The 20,227-nt window shown below is 70.0% G+C and carries 11 protein-coding genes; 7 read left to right on the plus strand and 4 right to left on the minus strand.

Going from position 1 to position 20,227, the window contains the following annotated elements:
* From ACYVO7_RS14875 to ACYVO7_RS14885, 3 genes are all read left to right on the plus strand, one after another.
* Positions 1 to 2,607: an ABC transporter permease gene (locus tag ACYVO7_RS14875; protein ID WP_460450592.1), complete on the plus strand. Its 2,607-nt coding sequence runs from the start codon at positions 1 to 3 to the stop codon at positions 2,605 to 2,607.
* A 204-nt stretch (positions 2,608 to 2,811) separates the two neighbouring features.
* Positions 2,812 to 3,597, plus strand: a complete 786-nt coding sequence (locus ACYVO7_RS14880) for a Bax inhibitor-1/YccA family protein (protein WP_460450593.1) — start codon at positions 2,812 to 2,814, stop codon at positions 3,595 to 3,597.
* Between the two features lie 141 nt (positions 3,598 to 3,738).
* A complete protein-coding gene (locus tag ACYVO7_RS14885; RefSeq protein WP_460450594.1) occupies positions 3,739 to 4,287 on the plus strand; it encodes a GNAT family N-acetyltransferase in 549 nt (182 codons plus the stop codon).
* A 34-nt stretch (positions 4,288 to 4,321) separates the two neighbouring features.
* On the opposite strand, the gene ACYVO7_RS14890 is transcribed toward ACYVO7_RS14885, so the two are convergent.
* A complete protein-coding gene (locus ACYVO7_RS14890; protein WP_460450595.1) occupies positions 4,322 to 4,708 on the minus strand; it encodes a DUF2794 domain-containing protein in 387 nt (128 codons plus the stop codon).
* 489 nt (positions 4,709 to 5,197) lie between these two features.
* Here ACYVO7_RS14890 and htpG point away from each other — a divergent pair, with 489 nt between their 5' ends.
* A complete protein-coding gene (gene htpG, locus ACYVO7_RS14895) occupies positions 5,198 to 7,207 on the plus strand; it encodes a molecular chaperone HtpG (RefSeq protein ID WP_460450596.1) in 2,010 nt (669 codons plus the stop codon).
* Between the two features lie 41 nt (positions 7,208 to 7,248).
* Here htpG and ACYVO7_RS14900 read toward each other — a convergent pair whose 3' ends face one another.
* Complete coding sequence (locus ACYVO7_RS14900; protein ID WP_460450597.1) at positions 7,249 to 7,860, minus strand: peroxidase-related enzyme; 612 nt, start codon at positions 7,858 to 7,860, stop codon at positions 7,249 to 7,251.
* An 83-nt stretch (positions 7,861 to 7,943) separates the two neighbouring features.
* On the opposite strand from ACYVO7_RS14900, the gene ACYVO7_RS14905 reads away from it, so the two are divergent.
* Positions 7,944 to 12,821 carry an NAD-glutamate dehydrogenase gene (locus ACYVO7_RS14905; protein ID WP_460450598.1) on the plus strand — a complete coding sequence of 1,626 codons (4,878 nt, stop codon included), beginning with the start codon at positions 7,944 to 7,946 and terminating at the stop codon, positions 12,819 to 12,821.
* A 24-nt stretch (positions 12,822 to 12,845) separates the two neighbouring features.
* On the opposite strand, the gene ACYVO7_RS14910 is transcribed toward ACYVO7_RS14905, so the two are convergent.
* Both ACYVO7_RS14910 and ACYVO7_RS14915 read right to left on the minus strand, forming a co-directional pair.
* Positions 12,846 to 14,207: an ABC1 kinase family protein gene (locus ACYVO7_RS14910; RefSeq protein WP_460450599.1), complete on the minus strand. Its 1,362-nt coding sequence runs from the start codon at positions 14,205 to 14,207 to the stop codon at positions 12,846 to 12,848.
* A gap of 97 nt (positions 14,208 to 14,304) precedes the next feature.
* The gene (locus ACYVO7_RS14915) at positions 14,305 to 16,140 is read right to left on the minus strand and encodes a M3 family oligoendopeptidase (protein WP_460450600.1); all 1,836 of its coding nucleotides are present in this window, start codon (positions 16,138 to 16,140) and stop codon (positions 14,305 to 14,307) included.
* 163 nt (positions 16,141 to 16,303) lie between these two features.
* Between ACYVO7_RS14915 and ACYVO7_RS14920 the strand changes: the two genes are divergently transcribed.
* Entirely contained in the window at positions 16,304 to 17,824 is a 1,521-nt protein-coding gene (locus ACYVO7_RS14920) for a sigma-54-dependent transcriptional regulator (protein WP_460450601.1), read from the plus strand.
* Between the two features lie 153 nt (positions 17,825 to 17,977).
* Positions 17,978 to 19,894: a L,D-transpeptidase family protein gene (locus tag ACYVO7_RS14925; protein ID WP_460450602.1), complete on the plus strand. Its 1,917-nt coding sequence runs from the start codon at positions 17,978 to 17,980 to the stop codon at positions 19,892 to 19,894.
* The last annotated feature ends 333 nt before the right edge of the window (positions 19,895 to 20,227 follow it).

The following is a 20,227-nucleotide window of genomic DNA, read 5'->3' on the forward strand; positions in this document are numbered from 1 at the left end:
ATGCACGGGACCGTCCCCGCCTCCGCCCGCCGCGAACCGCTGCGCGGCCCCGCCCCGCCCCAGACGGCGGCGACGGCGCTCGCCGTGACCTTCCGGCTGGCCTTCCGCAACCTGCGCAGCGGCCTGCGCGGCTTCGGCGTCTTCCTCGCCTGCATCGCGCTCGGCGTCGCCGCCATCGCCGGAGTGGGGTCGGTCGCCCGTTCGCTCGGCGACGGCCTCGCCGGGCAGGGCCGCACCATTCTGGGCGGCGACGTCTCGGCGAGCCTTCTCCAGCGCGAGGCGACCGACGCCGAAAAGGCGTTTCTGGCCTCGCAGGGCCGAGTCACCAGCGTCGCCACCATGCGGGCCATGGTGCGGGTGGGCGAGGCCCAGACCGCGCTGGTCGAGATCAAGGCCGTGGATGGCGGCTACCCCTCCGTCGGGACGCTCGTCCTCGATCCCCCGATGGCCCCCGACGCTCTCGTCGCCCGGGAGGGCGAGGCGTTCGGGGCCGCCGCCGACGCCGCCCTGTTCACGCGGCTGGGCCTGAAGCCGGGCGCGGTGGTGCGGCTGGGGGAGGCCCGCATCCTCCTGCGCGCAGTTGTCGAATCCGAGCCTGACAAACTCGCCGCGGGCATCTCCTTCGGCCCGCGCCTGCTGCTCTCGCAGGACGCGCTTCGGGCCTCCGGCCTGCTGCAGCCGGGCAGCCTGGTGCGCTGGTCCTACCGGCTGATCCTGCCGAGCTCCGACGACGCGGCCCTGGCCCGCTTCTCCGCCGCGGTCGAGAAGGCGCTGCCGGAGTCGGGCTTCGACGTGCGGTCCCGGGTGAACGCGGCGCCGCAATTCGCCAAGAACATCGAGCGTTTCAGCCAGTTCCTCACGCTGGCGGGCCTCGCCGCGCTGGTGGTCGGGGGCGTCGGCGTCGCCAATGCGGTGTCGGCCTATGTCGACCGGCGACGCGCCTCGCTGGCGACGCTGAAGAGCCTCGGCGCCACAGGCGGCCGCGTCTTCGCCATCGCGCTGATCGAGATCCTCGCTTTGGCGGGGCTCGGCGTCATCATCGGCCTGGCGATCGGGGCGGTGCTGCCCTATGCGCTGGCCGGCAGCCTCGGCGGGCTGCTGCCGATCCCGCTCGAGCCGCATGTCTATGGACGCGAACTCGCCACCGCCGCGCTCTACGGCCTGTTCACCGCGCTCGCCTTCTCGCTCTGGCCGCTGAGCCGGGTGCACGACATCTCCGTCTCCGGCCTGTTCCGCGACCAGGTCGCGCCGGACTCCCGCTGGCCGCGCAAGCGCTACATGGCGGCCCTGGCGCTCTCGGTCGCGGCGCTGGCCGGCAGCGCCATCCTGTTCAGCTACGACCGGCGGGTCGCGATCGCGGCCGTGGTGGGGACCGCGGCCGCCTTCGTGCTGCTGCGCCTCGTCGCTTCCGCCATCATGGCCGCGGCCCGGCGCGCGCCGCGCTTCCGGCGCACGGAGCTGCGGATGGCGGTCGCCAACATTCACCGGCCGGGCGCGCTGACGCCCTCGCTCGTGCTGTCCCTGGGGCTCGGCGTCACCCTCCTGGTGACGCTTTCGCTCATCGACGCCACCATCCGCGGCCAGCTCACGCGCTCCCTCCCCGAGCGGGCGCCGAGCTTCTTCTTCCTCGACATTCCGTCCGGCGACGCGGACCGCTTCGACGCGCTCCTGCAGGACGTCGCCCGGGGCGCGAAGATCGAGCGCGTGCCGATGATGCGCGGACGCGTGGTCTCGCTGAAGGGCGTTCCGGCCGCGCAGGTCAAGGCGGCCGAGAACGCGACCTGGGTTCTGGAGGGCGACCGGGGCATCACCTATGCGGCGACGCTGCCGGAGGGCTCCGTTCTGGCGGCGGGCGAATGGTGGGCGCCGGACTACAAGGGCCCTCCGCTGGTCTCCTTCGACGACGAACTCGCCAAGGGGCTCGGCCTGCAGGTCGGCGACCCGATCGCCGTCAACGTGCTCGGGCGCAACATCACGGCCCGGATCGCCAATCTGCGCCGGGTGGAGTGGCAGTCGCTGGGCATCAATTTCGTCATGGTGTTCTCGCCGTCGGCCTTCGCCGGGGCGCCGCATTCGGACCTGTCGACCGTCACCTTCCCGGGCGGCGCGCCGCAGGAACGCGAGCAGGCGGTCGTGGCCGCCATGGCGCGCGACTTTCCCAACGTCACCACCGTACGGGTCAAGGACGCGCTCGACGCCATCAACGAGGTCGTCGGGCAGCTCGCTCTGGCGATCCGGGGCGCCAGCGCGGTCGCCGTGGTGGCGAGCGTTCTCGTCCTGGCCGGGGCGCTCGCGGCGGGACACCGCTCGCGCGTCTATGACGCAGTCGTGCTGAAGACCCTCGGGGCGACGCGCGGGCGGCTGCTGGCCGCCTTCCTGCTCGAATACGGCCTGCTCGGCCTCGCCACCGCGGTCTTCGGCGCGCTGGCCGGAGCCGGCGCGGCGTGGTGGAGCGTGTCTCGCCTGATGAAGCTCACCTTCGAGTGGCCCATGGGCGGCGCCCTCGGCGTCGCGGCGGCCGCGATCGTGGTCACGATCGTTCTGGGGCTCGCCGGGACCTGGCGCATCCTCGGCCAGAAGCCGGCCGGGTATCTCCGCGATCTCTGAATAGAAGAAGCGTCCGGACCGTGCTCGCGTGAGTAGAAGCGGCGACCTTGACCCGCTGTTAAGACTTGAGAAATTCCAGCTCTGCTTTTTCGGATCGCCGCTCACGGCCTGGCTCTTGTTTTCCCGCAAGCCGCCCCTCATATTCCTCGTAACTGCCGGAGCAACCGGTGGGAGGGGAAGCAATCCGCTCGTCGAGAGGACCAAATGTCGAACTATGATCGCAACGCCTATTCCCAGTTCGGGCCGGTCGCCGGCCGGGCTGGCGCGGCCGAGTACGACCAGGGCCTGCGCGCCTATATGCTCGGCATCTACAATCATATGACGCTGGGCCTGGCGATTTCGGCGCTGGTCGCGCTAGGCGCCTACATGGCGGCCACGTCGTCCGTACCGACCGCCTATCCGATCGGCCGTTCGATCTACCTGACCGGCTTCGGCGCGGCGCTCTATCTGAGCCCGCTGAAGTGGCTGGTGATGCTGGCGCCGCTGGGCTTCGTGTTCTTTCTCTCGTTCCGCTTCGAGAGGATGAGCTACAGCGCCCTGACGACGACCTTCTGGGCCTTCGCGGCCGTGATGGGCCTGTCGCTGAGCACGATCTTCCTCGTGTTCAAGATGGGCAGCATCGTCCAGACGCTGTTCATCACCGCCGCCGCCTTCGGCGCGCTCTCGCTGTACGGCTACACCACCAAGCGTAGCCTGTCGGCGATGGGCTCGTTCCTGGTGATGGGCCTCTTCGGCCTGGTCATCGCCAGCCTGGTGAACATCTTCTTCGCCAGCGGCGCGCTGCAGTTCGTCATCAACGTGGTGGGCGTCGGCATCTTCGCCGGCCTGACCGCCTGGGACACGCAGCGCCTGAAGAGCGAGTACGACGTCGTCGCGGGCGACAACGAACTGGCCGGCAAGGCTTCGGTGATGGGCGCGCTGTCGCTCTACCTGAACTTCATCAATATGTTCCAGATGCTGCTCTCCCTGGTGGGTCAGCGGAACGACTGAACGGTCTCTGGATCGGCGAGGAGAAGGCCCCGGATGTTCCCGGGGCCTTTTTTGTTGCAACCCTGCCGTTTTCCGGACGTATGCAAGCGGTGGCGCCGCGTCGGCGCCGCTTCCCTCGTCCAAGCTTCTGGGCCGCCCTGAATGACCGCCATCATCCGCCCGTCCGAACCGCGCGACCTCCCGGAGCTGACCGCCATCTACCGGCATGCGGTCCTGAACGGGACCGCCTCGTTCGAGATCGATCCGCCGGACGAGGCCGAGATGGCCCGCAGGCGCGACGCGCTGCTCGGAGCCGGGTTCCCCTATCTGGTCGCCGAGGAGGACGGCCGGATCTTCGGATACGCCTATGCGGGCCCCTACCGGCCGCGCCCCGCCTATCGCTACACGGTCGAGGATTCGATCTACGTCGCCCCCGACCTGCAGGGCCGCGGCGTCGGCCGGGCCCTGCTGTCGGCCCTGATCGAGGAATGCGAGCGGCTCGGCTTCCGGCAGATGATCGGCGTCATCGGCGACAGCTCGTCGACCGGGTCTATCGCGCTGCACCGGTCGCTGGGCTTCCTCAACGCCGGCGTGGTGCGCGACGTCGGCTACAAGCACGGCCGCTGGCTGGACCAGGTGATCATGCAGCGGCGGCTCGGCTCCGGCACGGACGGCGTGCCGGGCGTGGAGCGGTCGACAGAACCCGCCTGAGCGCGACCGGGCCGTCGCCGGGGGTCGACGCCCGTCAGCCGGCCACCAGCCGCAGCGGCTTCTCCAGCACGTTGAGCACGCGGGCGAGCTCGTGCCCGCGCTTCATGATCAGCCCGCTGGCCGCGATCACCGCGTACGCGCCCTGGCGCCGCGCCAGCTTGGGGGTCTTCTCGATCCTGTAGAGCGGAAACTCGTTCGCCCGGCGGTAGACGCAGAAGACGGCCTTGTCCTTGAGGAAATCGAGCGAATAGTCGCGCCATTCGCCCTCGGCCACCTTGCGCCCGTACACGTCGAACAGCTCACGCAGCTCGTGCCGGTCGAACACGACCTGCATCGGACCCGGGGAGCCGAGGACGCCGGGCCCGGGAGCCTCGCGCGTCCTCGATGCGCTTTGCGGTTCCGACAGGTCCACCTCGCTCATCACGCCTCCATCGTCAGCGGCGGGGGTCCGCCGAGCAGTCGGGGCCAGTCTGGCATGGTTCGGACGGGCTTGGAACGGCCGCTTTCGCCGCGATGCAATGCGAGGGTTGCGAGCGCACGCGTAGGGCCTCGCCACCGGAGCGCCGCCACAAAGAATCCTTGAAGCGGACAATCGGGCGCCCCGATGCGGGTCGAGCATCCTCATCGTTGCCTCGGGCCCGAACTCGGTTCGTCCGGATCGATCAGCCCCCCAGCCCCCCGGTGTACGGGGTTCGGGCCCACCATTTCAGTTCCCTGTCTCAGGGTCGCCGCAAGGCGGCCCTTTTCTTTTGGCGCAAACGGAAGGGCGCCGGCGCTTGAAATTCCGGGCGCCGCCCGCAATATCCGGCCGGCGGCCAAGGTCCTGCTCCCGACATCCGTTCGGGCGAGCGCCCCTGGCCCGATCCATCCCGCCCCGCCCCCGAGCGGCTCAACAGCGACGAGGCAGAACGTGGCCAAGACCAAAGCGCCGGACGCAGGCGCGCCGACCCCAGAAGCGGCATCTCACGCCAAATCCGAACACCAGTCCGAAACGCGGTCCGGCCCGGCCCAGGCCGGCAAGACCGAGAACCGCGCCTTCGAGGCGGACGTCTCCCGCCTGCTCCATCTCATGGTCCACTCGGTCTACTCGGACCGGGACATCTTCCTGCGCGAGCTCGTCGCCAATGGCGCGGACGCCTGCGAGAAGCTGCGCACGCTGGCCCTGCAGGACGGCTCGCTGCTGTCCGACGACGCCGACCTCGGCGTGACGCTGACCTGCGATCCGAAGGCCAAGACCCTCACAGTCTCCGACAACGGCGTCGGCATGAGCCATGACGACCTCGTCGAGGCGCTCGGCACCATCGCGCGCTCCGGGACGCGCGCCTTCCTGGAGCAGCTCGGCGAGAAGACCGACGGCTCGCGCCTCATCGGCCAGTTCGGCGTCGGCTTCTACTCGGCCTTCATGGTGGCCAAGCGCGTCGACGTGCTCACCCGCAAGGCCGGCTCCGACGAGGGCTGGCTCTGGACCTCCGACGGCCAGGGCGCTTATTCCATCGAGCCCACGGACGCGGCCCCGCGCCGCGGCACGAAGGTCGTGCTGCACCTGGCCGAGGGCAGCGAGGACTACGCGGAACCCTACACGGTCGAGCGCATCATCCGCGAGCACGGCAGCGCCGTCCCGGTCCCGGTGGACCTCGTCGCGCCCAAGGCGGCCCAGGACGGCGACGAAGCCCAGGACGGCGAGGCGACCGAAACCCGGCGCCTCGCGGACGGCGCGGCGATCTGGACCAAGCCGAAGAGCGAGATCACCCCGGAGGACTACAAGTCCTTCTACCAGGCGGTGGCGACGCAGTTCGACGACCCGGCGCTGACCATCCACTACCGGGCGGAAGGCCGCCACGAATACGCGGTGCTGGCTTTCGTGCCCTCCACGCCCCCGATGGCGCTGTTCGACCCGCTGCGCAAGGGCAGGATGAAGCTCTATGTCCGCCGGATGTTCATCTCCGACGAGCTGGAGATCCTGCCCGGATACCTGCGCTTCGTCTCGGGCGTCGTGGATTCGTCCGACCTGCCTCTCAACCTGTCCCGCGAGACCATCCAGGAGAGCCCGATCCTGACGGCGATCCGCAAGGGCGTCACCAACCGGATCCTCTCGGAGCTGGACAAGCTCTCCGAGAAGGAGCCGGAGACCTTCGCCGCGGTGTGGAAGGCGTTCGGCCCGGTCCTCAAGGAGGGTCTTTACGAGGACTACGAGCGCCGCGACGCCCTGTTCGGCATCGCCCGCTTCGCCACCTCCAAGCACCCCGAGGGCGGCCGCTCGCTGAAGGCCTATGTGGCGGATCTGCGCGAGAACCAGACGGACATCTGGTACCTCGTCGGCGACGACGCCAAGCGGCTGCAGGCGAGCCCGCACCTGGAAGGCTTCAAGGCCCGCGGCATCGAGGTGCTGCTGCTGTCCGATCCGGTCGACGCGTTCTGGGTCCAGAACGCGCTCGGATTCGACGGCAAGCCCTTCAAGTCGGTGACTCAGGGCGCGGCCGACATCTCCGCCGTGCCTTTGGCCGAGGGCGAGAAGGAGGCCGACCAGAAGGACGTGTCCGCCGGGGTCGCGACCCTGCTGGCCTTCGTCAAGCAGGAGCTCGCCGAGGACGTGTCCGACGTGAGGGCGTCCAGCCGCCTCGCCGAAAGCGCCGCCTGCCTGGTGGCCGGCGAACACGGCCCCGACCGCGGCCTCGAGCGGCTTCTCGCGGCGCATGGCAAGCTGTCGGAAGCGACCAAGCCCGTGCTGGAGCTGAACCCTCGGCACGCCTTGGTGTCGCGCCTCGCCGAGCGTCTGTCCGAGGGCGGCGACAAGGAGGTCGTGCAGGACGCCGCGCATCTCCTGCTCGACCAGGCGCGGGCGGCCGAAGGGCAGCCCCCGGCGGACGCCGCCGCCTTCGCCCGGCGGCTCACCCGTCTGATGCAGAGCGCCATCGGCTGAACCGGACCGCTCCGCCCTCCCCGAGGAGGGCGGAGCCGGCCTCAGCGGGCGTGGGCGTGGTATTCGGGGTTGGGCCGCATGTCGACGGCCGAGGCCATGCGATTCGACATGTTGAAGAAGGACGCGACGGCCGCGATGTCCCAGATGTCGCGTTCGCCGAAGCCGGCGTCCCGCAGCGCCTGCCGGTCGTCCTCGACGATCTCGGACGAAGCGCGCGTCATCTTCACCGCGAAGGCCAGCATGGCCCGGTGGCGCGGCGAGAGGTCGGCGGCCCGCCAGTTCATCGCCATCAGTTCGCCGAGCGCAGGATCGCCCGAGAGCTGCCGCACCGCGGCGCCATGGGCGGTGAGGCAGTAGAAGCACCGGTTCTCAGCCGAGACCGCCACCGCGATCATCTCGCGCTCCAGCTTCGACAGGCCGGAGGGGGCCAGCATCAATTCATTGTAGAAGGCGGAGAACGCCTCCAGCTTGGCCATGTCGTGCGCATAGGCGGCCAGCACGTTGGGCACGAACCCGATTTTCTCCATGCATTTGTCGAACGTGGCCTCCATGCCGGGCGAGAGGTCGGCCCGCGGCAGGTCCAGCGCCGTGACCCTCTCGGCGAGGTCCTGACGGCGCGGCGTTTCCCCCGCCATCGGCTTGTCTTTCGCCATTTTCTTCTCCTCAAAAACCCAAATACGTCATGGTGTCGCGGCACAACCGTGCCTAGCATGGCCCAACCAGCGGCGCCGCCGCAATGCGCCGGAACCAGGGGGAAGCCACTATGCTGAAGCGCGACCGCGACGCTCGCCAAGGCCTCGTATCCGCGATCGTCGACGCGCTTCCGCCGACCGGACCCAGCGGAAGCGGGGGCGTGCCGGCGACGTTCGTCGAAGCGCTCTATTCGCGGGTGTCGCCGGAGGACCTGGCGCTCTACTCGCCCGAGGATCTCGCTCGTTTCGCGGTGAGCGCCTTCGAACATCTGAGCGCGCCGCGCCAGTCGGGCCGCGAGGACATCCGCATCACCGATGGGCGGGCTGTGGTGGGCGGGCATGAGCGGGACCTGTCGATCCTGGAGGTCGTCAACGACAACATGCCGTTCCTGCTGGACTCCACGCTGGCGGAGCTGACGGAGCGCGGACTCGAGATCCGGTTCGTGGCCCACCCGATCGTGGCAGTGGAGCGGGGTTCGGACGGCCGCCTCGTCCGCTTCGCCGGCGAGGCCCTCGCGGGCGGCCAGACCGGGACGCGGCGCGAGAGCCTGATCCAGGTCCATCTGGACAGGCTGGACGGCGAAGAGGCCAAGCAGCGCCTGGCCGAGGCGCTCGCCAAGGTCTATTCGGACGTCCGCGTCGCGGTGCGCGACTGGGCCCCCATGCGAGGCCGCATCGCCGAGGTCATCCACGCCTACAAGACCAATCCGCCGCCGTTGCCGGGCGACGAGATCGCCGAGGCGGTCTCGTTCCTGGACTGGCTGGCGGCCGACAACTTCACCCTGCTGGGCGTCCGCGAGTACCGCATGCCGGAGGGCGACGTCGCGGCCGATCCGGTCGAGGGCAGCGGGCTCGGCATCCTGTCCGACCCGGCCGTGAAGGTGCTGCGCCGCGGCCGCGAACTCGTGGCCATGACGCCGGAGATCCGCGCCTTCCTGAAGGAGCCGGTGCCGCTGATCGTCACCAAGGCGAGCGTGAAGTCGCGCGTCCACCGCCGCGTGCATCTCGACTATGTGGGGGTGAAACTCTTCACCCAGGACGGGCTCCTGTCGGGCGAGCTGCGCATCGTCGGCCTGTTCACCTCCTCCGCCTACACGGAGACCACGGGCGCGATCCCCTATGTGCGCCACAAGGTGGCCCAGGTGATCCGCCGCGCCGGCTACGACCCCGCCAGCTATTCGGGCCGGGCCCTTTTGAACGTGCTGGAGAGCTATCCCCGCGACGAGCTGTTCCAGGTCGGCGTCGACCAGCTGCTGCGCTTCGCCACCGACATCCTGACCCTGTATGAGCGCCCGCGCGTGCGCGTGCTGGCCCGCCTCGACCGGTTCGACCGCTTCGTCTCGATCCTCGTCTTCATCCCGAAGGACCGCTACGACACGCAGGTCCGCGTGCGGGTGGGGCAGCTGCTGGCGCAGCTCTACAAGGGACGCCTGTCGGCCGCCTACCCGGCCTATCCGGAAGGCCCGCTGGCGCGCACGCACTACATCATCGGCCGCGACGAAGGGAAGACGCCCGTCGTGGACCGCGCCGACCTCGAGGACGCCGTCAACGCCGTCGTGCGGACCTGGGGCGACGCGCTGACCGACGCCCTCGGAGAGAGCCTGGAGGGCAGCCGCGCCCGGGCGCTGGCGGGGCGCTTCGCCCACGCCTTCTCGGCCGCCTACCGCGAGGCCTTCGGCGCCGCGCAGGCGATGGCCGACATCGCCGTGATCGAGCGCCTGTCGGACGAGTCGCCCCGCGCCGTGCGGGTCGAGCGCCGCGACGCGGACGAGGCCACCCGGGTGAACCTCAAGGTGTTCGCCTATGGCCGGCCGCTGCCCTTATCGGAGCGCGTGCCTCTGCTGGAGAACATGGGCTTTCGGGTCCTCAACGAGAGGACGTACCGGGTGCTGCCCGACGGCGCGCCCGAGACCGCGCGGGTCTGGCTGCACGACATGGCGCTGGAGCGCTTCCAGGGCGGCGAGATCGACGTGGAGGGCCTGCGGCCCAAGCTCGAAGCCGCCTTGATGGCGCTATTCCGGGGTTTGGCCGAGTCGGACGGCTACAACGCCCTGGTGCTGGAGGCCGGGCTCGGCTGGCGCGACGTGGCCGCCCTGCGCACGCTGTCGCGCTACCTGCAGCAGGCGCGCGTCCCCTTCAGCCAGGACTACATGTGGACCACGCTGGCGCGGCACGCCGGCCTCGCCGCGATGCTGGTCGAGCTCATCTACGCCCGCTTCGACCCCCGCCCCGAGGCGGACGCCGGCCGCGCCGGGCGTGAGGCCGAGATCAGGGGCCGCCTCGAGGCGGGGCTGTCGGCCATCGACAGCCTCGACGAGGACAGGATCCTGCGCCACTTCGTCAATCTGGTGGAGGCTTCGGTCCGCACCAGCTTCTTCCAGCTCGGCCCGGACGGGAAGGCGCGCATCCCGATCGCCTTCAAGTTCGAGAGCCGCAAGGTCGAAGAACTGCCGTTGCCGCGCCCGCTCTACGAGATCTACGTCCATTCGCCCCGCGTCGAAGGCGTGCATCTGCGCTTCGGCAAGGTGGCGCGCGGCGGCCTGCGCTGGTCGGACCGCCGGCAGGACTTCCGCACCGAGGTGCTGGGGCTCGTCAAGGCGCAGCAGGTCAAGAACGCCGTAATCGTGCCGGTGGGCGCCAAGGGCGGCTTCGTCGCCAAGCGGCTGCCGCCGCCCTCCGACCGGCAGGCCTGGATGGCGGAGGGCGTCGCCGCCTACCGCGAATTCGTCGGGACATTGCTGGACCTCACCGACAACATCGTCGGCGACGCCATCGCGCCGCCGGCCGACACCGTCCGGCACGACCCGGACGACCCCTATCTGGTGGTGGCGGCCGACAAGGGCACGGCGACCTTCTCCGACATCGCCAATGCGCTCTCCATCGAGCACCATCACTGGCTCGGCGACGCCTTCGCGTCGGGCGGCTCGGTCGGCTACGACCACAAGAAGATGGGCATCACGGCCCGCGGCGCCTGGGAGGCCGTGAAACGCCACTTCCGCGAGATGGACATCGACATCCAGGCCACGCCGTTCACGGTCGTCGGGGTGGGCGACATGTCGGGAGACGTGTTCGGCAACGGCATGCTGCTCTCCCCGCAGATCCGGCTGCTGGCCGCCTTCGACCACCGCGACATCTTCATCGATCCCGATCCGGATCCGGCGCCCTCGCTCGCCGAGCGGCAGCGCCTCTTCGACCTGCCGCGTTCGTCCTGGCAGGATTATGACAAGGCCCTGATCTCCCCGGGCGGCGGCGTCTTTCCCCGCACCCTGAAGTCCATCCCGCTGTCGCCCGAGGCCCGCGCCGCCATCGGCCTGGACGTGGCCGAGGCCACTCCGGCGGACGTCATGAAGGCGATCCTGAAGGCGAAGGTCGACCTGCTCTGGTTCGGCGGCATCGGAACCTATGTGCGCTCGACGGACGAGACGGACGACCAGGTCGGCGACCGGGCCAACGACGCCATCCGGATCTCCGGGACGGAGGTCGCCGCCAAGGTCATCGGCGAGGGCGCCAATTTGGGCGTCACCCAGCTCGGCCGCATCGAGGCGGCCAGGCGCGGCGTCCGGCTCAACACCGACGCGATCGACAATTCGGCCGGCGTCAACACCTCCGACGTGGAGGTGAACATCAAGATCGCGCTCGCCATCCCGGCGCAGGACGGGCGGCTCGACACCGAAGCGCGCTCGGCGCTGCTGGCCGAGATGACCGACGACGTCGGCCGCCTCGTGCTGCGCAACAACTATCTCCAGACCCTGGCGATCTCGCTCTCGCAGGCCCGCGGCCGCGAGGACTTCGGCTTCGCCCGGCGCCTCATGCAGATGCTGGAGGCGGCGGGCCGGCTCGACCGTGCGGTCGAACTTCTGCCCGACGAGGCCATCCTGGCCGAGCGGGACCGCCGCGGCGAGACTCTCACCCGGCCGGAGCTGGCCGTGCTGCTCGCCTATAGCAAGCTCGCGCTGCATGACGCGCTGCTGGACAGCCGCGTGCCGGACGATCCCTATCTGGCCACCGAGCTGGTGCGCTACTTCCCCCGCATGCTGGTCGACCGGTTCCCGGACGCGGTGGAGCATCATCGGCTTCGCCGCGAGATCATCGCGACCCAGCTCGCCAACGCCATCGTCAACCGCGGCGGCCCGACCGTGGTGACGCGCCTCGTCGATCAGACCGGGGCCGACGCCCCCACGATCGCGGCCGCCTATGCGGCGACGCGCGACAGCTACGACCTCATCGCCCTGAACGGCGCCATCGACGCCCTCGACGGAAGGATTTCGGGCGAGCTCCAGCTGCAGCTCTACCGCTCCGTGCAGGATCTCCTTCTGTCGCGCATGGTCTGGTTCATCCGTCACGTCGACTGGACGTCCCAGACCCTGGACGCCGTGATCGGCCGCTTCCGCTCGGGCGTGGCCGCGATCGACGCGGCGCGCGATTCGGCGCTGGACCAGGCGGGCCACGAGGCCATCCGCAGGCGCGCGGAGGCTCTCTCGGCCGGCGGAACGCCCTCCGACCTGGCCGAGCGGCTGGCCGCGTTGCCTGCGCTCGAGGCCGCGCCCGACATCGTGGTGGTGGCGGAGAAGTCCGGGCGGCCGGTCGCCGAGGTGGCCGCTATCCATTTCGCAGTGGCGAGCCGGTTCCGGCTCGGCGCCCTGATGGCGGCCGCGCAGGACATCCCGGCCGGCGACTACTACGACCGGCTGGCGCTCGACCGGGCCCTGGCCACCATCGAGAGCGCGCACCGCTCGCTCACCAGCGAAGTCGCCGCGATCGGGCCGCCGGACGGCGCGTCCGCGGTCGACGAATGGGCGCGCCGCCGCGGCCCCTCGCTCGACAGGATCGTCCAGTCGGTCGAAACCATCGCCGGATCCGGGCTGACCTTGTCGAAGCTGACCGTCGCGGCGAGCCTGCTGGCCGACCTGGCGAGGCAGTGAGCCTCCCGCTGCCGCCCGCGCCCGTCAGGTCGGCTCCAGACCGACCTTGGCGAGCGCCTCCGCCTGCCGGCGCTCCACGGCCGCAAGCGAGAAGTCGCGGATGGCTTCGTCGAACAGCGCGTGGAAGTTCAGCTCCGCGCCCAGATGCAGGAACACGCCGCCGAGCCCGATGGCGGCGCGGTCCATGAAGACGAACTCCTGCGGCACCCGCACGGGGCCCTTCTCCTTCAGGGCCTTATGCACCGTGAAGGCTTCGCGCCGGCCATATTCGGCGGGGCTCACCTTGTCGGCGATGGTGCGCACGCGGTCGTCCAGCAGCGGGCCGTAGATGAACCTCGCCCAGATGTTCAGGATTTCGACCAGCTCGCGCGTCAGGCCCTTGAAGCCCCAGGTCTCATAGGCGTGCACCACGCGGGCCTCGTCGCCCTCCTGCAGTCCCCGGTAAAGGTCCACCACGCCGCCCACGAAGCGGGGCGGGAAGATGCGGATGCAGCCGTAGTCGAGCAGGTTGATGCCCTGCGGCTCGCCGCCCTCCGAGAAGACCGTGTAGTTCCCCAGATGGGGGTCGCCGTGAATCACCCCGAAACGGCTGAAGGGCGTCCACCAGGCCTTGAACATCGCGGTCGCGATGCGGTTGCGCTCGGGGAGCGAGTGCTGCTTGAAGCTCAGCATCTTCTCGCCATCGAGCCAGTCGAGGGTGAGGAGCCGGCCCGTTGAAAGCTCCGGCCACGAGGCGGGAACCCGGACCTGCGGCTCGTCGGCCAGCATGACCCCGTAGAGCGCCGCGTTCTTCGCCTCGCGGCGATAGTCGAGCTCCTCCCTGACGCGGGCGCCGATCTCCTTGGAGATCTCGCGCGTGTCGATGGCCGGATCCATGCGCCGATGCACGGCGAAGAGGATCTCCAACTGCTGCAGGTCCGCCTCCACGGCGGACTGCATGTCGGGATACTGGAGCTTGCACGCTAGCCGCGAGCCGTCCTTGGCGGTGGCCTTGTGGACCTGCCCGAGCGAGGCCGCATGAGAGGAGCGCAGCTCGAAGGAGCCGAACCGGCTCTGCCAGTCGGGGCTGAGCTCGGCCATCATGCGCCGCTTCACGAAGGCCGGCCCCATCGGGGGCGCCTCGCTCTGCAGCTTGGAGAGCTCCTCGGCGTATTCGGGCGGCAGCACGTCCGGGATGGTCGCCATCAGCTGGGCGACCTTCATGATCGGGCCCTTCAGCCCTCCCAGCGCCTGCCCCAGCAGGGCGGCGTTGGACCTCTCCGTCTCGCGCCCGAAGAGGCGAGCCCCGGCGATGCGCGCCGCCGCTCCGCCCACATTGGCCCCCACCCGCGCATAGCGCGACACGCGGGCGGACATCCGGTTCCGTTCGTCATCTCGTTCAGCCATGGGCGAGATATGGGGCGCTGCGCGCGCCATGTCGACAGCGTCGGCGCTGCGGCTTGCCCGCGCGGGGCCGTCAGGTTGTCGCGGCTCGCCCCCCGGCCTACTCCATCCCCTCCAACTCCACGATCATCTGCTCGATGAGGTTGAGCCCGATGCTCCAGAAAGCGGGGTCTCGGGCGTCCAGGCCGAAGGGGGCCAGGAGCTCCGTGTGGTGCTTGGTCCCGCCCGCCGCCAGCATGGCGAGATAGCGGTCCGCGAAGCCGTCCGCCGCCTTCTCGTAGACGCCGTAGAGCGAGTTCACCAGGCAATCGCCGAACGCATAGGCGTAGACGTAGAAGGGCGAATGGATGAAGTGCGGTATATAGGCCCAGAAGGTCTCGTATCCCGGCCCCAGGCGGATCGCCGGCCCCAGGCTCTCCGCCTGCACCTTCAGCCACATCTCCCCCAGCTGCTCGGCCGTCAGTTCGCCCGCCGCGCGGGTGGTGTGGACGTCGCGCTCGAAGCTGTAGAAGGCGATCTGGCGTACGACCGTGTTGATCATGTCCTCGACCTTGGAGGCCAGCATCGCCTTGCGGGCGGCCTGGTCCTGGGTCTTGGCGAGCAGCGCCCTGAAGGTCAGCATCTCGCCGAACACCGAAGCGGTCTCCGCCAGCGTCAGCGGCGTCGGGGCCATCAGCGCCCCGTTCGGGCCCGCCAGGACTTGGTGCACGCCATGCCCGAGTTCATGCGCGAGCGTCATCACGTCGCGCGGCCGGCCCTGGTAGTTGAGCAACACATAGGGGTGGGCGGACGGCACGGTCGGATGCGCGAAGGCGCCCGGCGCCTTGCCGGGCCGGACCGGCGCGTCGATCCAGCGGCCGTCGAAGAAGCGCCGGGCGATCTCCGACATCTCCGGCGAGAACCCCCGGTAGGCGTCCAGCACCGTGTCGCGCGCCTCGGGCCACCCGATGGTGCGCTGCTCGACCTTGGGCAGGGGCGCGTTGCGGTCCCAGAAGTTCAGCGCCTCGACCCCGAACCACTTCGCCTTCAGCCGGTAATAGCGGTGAGACAGCCTCGGATAGGCGGCCCGAACGGCCGACACCAGCGCGTCCACGACCTCGCGCTCCACCCGGTTCGACAAATGGCGGCTGTCGGCCACGTCCTCGAAGCCGCGCCAGCGGTCAGCGATCTCCTTGTCCTTGGCCAAAGTGTTGGTGATGAGCGTGAAGATGCGCAGGTTCGACGTCAGCGTCGCCGCGAGGGCGTCGGCCGCGGCCTTGCGCACCTCGCCGTCGGCGTCCTGCAGCTTGTTCAAGGTCGGCTCGAGGGTCAGCTCCTCGCCCCCGACGGTGAATTTCAGCGCCGAGATGGTCTCGTCGAACAGCCGGTTCCAGGCGGCCCGACCGCTGACCGACTTCTCATGGAAGAGCTGCTCCAGCTTGTCGTCGAGCTGGTAGGGCTTCTCCTTGCGGATGTCTTCGAGCCAGGGGCGGTAATGGCTGAGCGGCGCCTTCGCGGCGAGCGCGTCGAGACGCGAATCGTCCAGGCGGTTCAGCTCGAGCTGGAAGAACAGCAGGTCCGACGAGGCCGCGGTCAGGCGCTCCTGAGCGTCGCCGTAGAACTTCGCCCGCTTCGGGTCGGTGGTGTCGCCGGCATAGACCAGCCCCGCATAGGAGATCACGCGGCCGAGCCGGTCCTCGATGCCCTCGTAGCGCTGGATCGCCTTGTGCAGCGCCGTTTCCGGCTCGGCGCCCGAGATCAGCGCGTCGAGCTTGCCCCGGTACTGGTCGGCGAAGGCCTTGCAGTCGCTCTCGGCCCTGCCGAGGTCGCCGGCGAACTCCGCCGAATCCATCCCGGGATAAAGATCCGACAGGTCCCACTCGGGCAGTCCGCCGAGTGCGGCCCCGGAGGACCTCGAGGCGGACGCGGAACGGGGCGTGATCGGAAAGACGGGCATGGTTCACCGGATGACGTTGGGCGGGGGCGCAGGCTGCCTATCACATATCGAGGCTACCGCGCTTCGATCAATGCCCGGCGGCCGCTTCGCGGGCCGTTAAAGAGGCGTTTACCGGCAAGCCTCATCGTTTGCGTCGAAACGGGACAGAGACGCAAGGCGCGGAATGACGACCACGGCACTGATCGTTGACGACGATCCCATTCAGCGTCGCCTGCTGGACAGCATGATCAACCGCCTCGGCTACTCGACCCGGGTGGCCGAACGCGGCGAGCAGGCGCTGGAGATCCTGACCGGCCCCGAAGGCGACCAGATCGACATCGTCGTGCTCGACCTCGTGATGCCCGATCTGGACGGCATGGGCGTGCTGGCCCGGCTGAGGCAGGCCGGCAAGGCGGTCCCGGTCATCGTCCAGACCGCGCACGGATCGATCGAGACGGTGATTTCGGCGATGCGGGCCGGCGCCTCCGACTTCGTGGTCAAGCCCGTCGGGGCCGAGCGGCTCGCGGTGTCGATCAAGAACGCGCTGCGCACCGGCGCGCTCGAGGACGAGATCCGCCGGATCAACCGTCACGCCCAGGGCGCCCTGACCTTCAAGGACCTCGTCACCCGCAGCCCCGAGATGGCCAGGGTGATCCGGCTGGGCGAACGCGCCGCCAAGTCCAACATTCCAGTGCTGCTCGAGGGCGAGTCGGGCGTCGGCAAGGAGCTGCTGGCGCGCGCCATCCAGGGCTCGTCCGAACGCCGCGGCAAGCCCTTCGTCACGGTGAACTGCGGAGCCATACCGGACAATCTCGTCGAGTCGATCCTGTTCGGCCACGAGAAGGGCTCGTTCACGGGCGCGACCGAGCGCCATGTCGGCAAATTCGTCGAGGCCAATGGCGGCACCTTGTTCCTCGACGAGGTCGGGGACCTGCCGCTGGACGCGCAGGTGAAGCTGCTGCGCGCCATCCAGGAGGGGGAGGTCGACCCCGTGGGCGGCCGCAAGACCGTGAAGGTCGACGTCCGGCTGGTCTCCGCCACCAACGCCAACCTCATCGAGGCCGTCAAGCAGGGCCGATTCCGCGAGGACCTGTTCTACCGGCTCAACGTCTTCCCGATCACGATCCCGCCCCTGCGCGGCCGCCGCGAGGACGTGCCGGACCTGGCGCGACGCTTCATGGCCCGCTTCGCCGCCGAGGAGGGCAAGCGCCTGCGCGGCATCACGGCTGAAGCCTCCGCGCTGCTTTCGAGCTATCCTTGGCCGGGCAATGTCAGGCAACTGGAGAACGCCGTGTTCCGGGCGGTCGTGCTCTGCGACGGCGACGAGCTGACGGTGGACGAGTTCCCGCAGATCGCCGCCCAGGTGGACGGATTCGAGATCCGCGTCCCGCCGGCGGCGCCGCCCGTCTTCGCGCCGTCCGTGTACGGGATGACGCCGCCGCAGCCCCGGGCGGCCGAGGAGCCGCCGGCGCCCGCCATCGAGCTGCGCGACCCGAGCCGCATGACCCTTCTGGACGAGAACGGCGATGTCCGGACCCTGGCGGCGCTGGAGGAGGAGGCCATTCGCTTCGCGCTCGGCCACTACCGTTCGCACATGACCGAGATGGCCAGGAAACTGGGGATCGGGCGCTCGACTCTCTACCGGAAGTTGAAGGAGCTCGGACTGGACGAGTCCGGCGAGCAGGCGGACGAGGCGGCGGCCTGACCGCCGCAGGGTGCGCCGGACACACTCGCCGGCAAATCGCGGCGCGGACCGTCCGGACGGCCTTTCGGGGCCGCCCGGCGCTTGTTATCGGATGCCCAGGACGACACAAACCTTGACGTCGGATAGGCCGGCGGCGAATCGATGGAGTGCGTGATGCGGGCTCTGCCCTGGCGTGTGGCGATGATGGGGGCGTCCCTGCTGACGCTCGCCGTTGCGCTGGCCTCCCCCGGCCGGGCCGAAGATCCTGCGCCCCAGGGCGCGGACGTCTCAGCCGCTCCGATGGCGCAGGTCGACGTGGTGGTCCCGCTGCCGGAGGCTCCGACAGCCCTGATCGCCAGCGAGGCCGCGCCGTCCGCCGAAGCGAAGGTCGACATCCCGCCCCCGGACCTGCCGGCCGTGACGGTCGTGATCGAGCCCGACCCGGCGCCCCCCGCTCCTCCCGTCCGGGCGGCGGAGACCCCCAAGTCCGCGCCCCCGAACGCCGCCCCCGCGCGAGCCGAGCAGGCCGCCGCGCCCACCCTCGATCCGGCCGCGGTGCGGGACGCCTTGCGCGACGCCCTCAAGGCCTTCTCCGAGGGCAAGGGCTCCCGGCCGGTCGCCCGCCTGGCCAGGAAGGAGCGCGACGCCCTGACTGCCTTCTATGCGGAGCGCCAGAACGAGCCGGCCTGGTACCCGGGCGGGCAAGCCACGCCGGCGGCTCGCGGCGCGCTGGCCCAGATCGCCAGCGCCGAGCAGGACGCGCTGGACCCGACGGCCTATCCGGCGGCGACCCTCGCGGCCGGAGCCGGCGCCGCCGACGTCGCGGAGGCCGAACTCGCTCTATCGGCCGCCGCCGTGGCCTATGCGCGGGACGCCCGCGGCGCCCGGATCGAGCCAAGCCGCCTGTCCAACCTGCTGACGCCCGATCTGGACTTGCCCGCCGCGCCCGACGTGCTGAACGCGCTGCTCTCAGCCGCCGACGCCGGGCGGGCGCTCGCCGCCTACCAGCCGCCTCACGCCGGCTATTGGGCCCTCAAGGCCAAGCTGCACGAGATGCGCGAGGCGACGGGCGCGGTGCGGCCGGGCGAGGACGACCTGGAGGGCCCGCCCCTGCGGTATGGCTCCGTGGACCGGCGCGTGCCCCTGATCCGGGCCAAGCTCAATCTCGATCCCAAGCCCGACCAGGCCTATGACGACGACCTGATCGCCGCCATCAAGGCCCTGCAGCGCAGCCACCGCGTGCGGGCGACCGGCATCTTCGACCAGCGCGCCTCCGAGATCCTGACCGGCCGTCCGCGCGTCACGGTCGGATCCTTCGCCATCGGCGACGTCATCGCCAACATGGAGCGCTGGCGCTGGCTGCCCCACGACCTCGGCGACCGCCGGATCGAGGTGAACCTGCCCGAATTCGCGCTGCGGCTCTACGAGAACGGGGCCGTCGTGCACCGCACCCGCGTCATCGTGGGCAAGACGACGTCGCCGACGCCGGTCTTCTCGCACATGATGGACCACGTCATCGTCAACCCGTCCTGGTACCTGCCGCCCTCGATCCTGAAGAACGAGTTCCTGCCCAAGCTCGCCGAAGATCCGAACTACGCGGCGCGGCTCGGCTACGAGGTGATCCGGCGCGGCAATTCGGTCAGCGTCCGCCAGCCGCCGGGCGAGCGCAACGCGCTCGGCTTCATCAAGTTCATGTTCCCCAACCAGCACGCCGTCTATCTCCACGACACGCCGTCCAGGAGCCTGTTCGGCAACGAGAGGCGCGCCTTCAGCCATGGCTGCGTCCGGGTCGAGAACCCGTTCCGGCTCGCCGATTTCGTGCTGGGCGACCAGGGCTATGACGAAAAGCGGCTCCGGGGCCTGATCGGCAAGGGAGAGCGGACGATCAAGTTCCGCCAGCCGCTGCCGATCCACCTCACCTATTTCACGATTTCTGTGGACGAGAACGGCCGGCTGCAGCGCCGCGAGGACCTCTACGGCTATGACGGCCGCATCAAGACCGCGCTCGGCGTCGGCCCCGACGGGCGTCGTTTCGCCCATCTGGCCAGTCCGCCCGCCTTGCGGCCCATCTCCATCATGGCGGAGCCCTGAACCGCGGCCTTCGCGCCGCTGTCCGCGCAGGATCGGCCGCCTGGGGCGGCGCGATTCCTCCCGACTTTACCATTGACGCCTGCCGTGGTGATATCGCGCCGCGCCCGGCCTTGAGCTCGGCTGCCCGGAGGGGACGCCGGGCGCTCGGCGCAGCCCTGCGGCCGATCTCGGCCGCGGCGGCTTCCGGACGGGGGGCGCTAACGTGCCGTTAATCCTTTTGGGCAAGTTTCGATTCATCATAAATCGGGGCGCGCGAGGGTTCGACCTCCGGTCCGCTGAACAGATGGGTTGAGCCTTGCGGTCCACGTTGGCGTTCCGGACCGTGGCCGTGTT

The organism is Alsobacter sp. SYSU BS001988 (genome assembly GCF_054796215.1).